The following is a 625-nucleotide window of genomic DNA, read 5'->3' on the forward strand; positions in this document are numbered from 1 at the left end:
GTCGTGCGCGACTCGCGCCGAGGCGGCCGCCGCGGGGTCGCTCGGCCTCCTCGCAATCTTCGGGCACGCCCTCGACGCGCTGTCGACCGCCGTTGGCATCGACGTACTCGGCTTCGGCGAGCGGACGCCGCTGTCGCGCATCATCCTCGAAGCCGCCGCGGCGCTGCCGACCGCGGAGGTCATCGGCGTCGGCTGGCTGTTCGTCCTCGTGAAACTCGTCGTGGCCGGCTTCGTGGTCGCCTTACTCGCCGACTACGTGCGCGAGGACCCCACCGAGGGGGCGCTCCTCTTGGGCCTCGTCGCCGCCGTCGGTCTCGGCCCCGGCGTCCACAACCTCCTGTTGTTCGCCATCGCCGGCTGAGGCCGTAACCCCGTTCGGGGGGCCGCCCGCCGCCGCACTCTCGCTTTTTCTCCGCGCTCTCGTCGCCCGACCCGGGAAAGTTATCCCACCGGCGAACCGACCTACGGGGACGCATGTCCCGTGTCATCTGCGCCGGCCACGTGAACTGGGACGTCACCCTCCGCGTGGACGCGCTGCCGGAGCCCGACGGCGAGGCAACGGTCGAGTCGCGGGTCGGCGCGGGCGGCGGGAGCGCCGCCAACGTCGCCAGCGGCCTCGTCGGCC

At 73.1% G+C, this 625-nt stretch carries 1 protein-coding gene and 1 pseudogene; both read left to right on the top strand.

Translation table 11 applies throughout. The features are described from left to right. The coding region (locus tag NKF06_RS20755; RefSeq protein WP_253246476.1) for a DUF63 family protein at positions 1-361 on the top strand (361 nt) is incomplete at its 5' end. Positions 362-474: 113 nt separating this feature from the next. Further along, positions 475-625: pseudogene (locus NKF06_RS20760) on the top strand (carbohydrate kinase family protein); the annotation flags it as partial.

The sequence above is a fragment of the Haloferax sp. AB510 genome, from assembly GCF_024136985.1.
Taxonomy (GTDB): Archaea; Halobacteriota; Halobacteria; order Halobacteriales; family Haloferacaceae; genus Haloferax.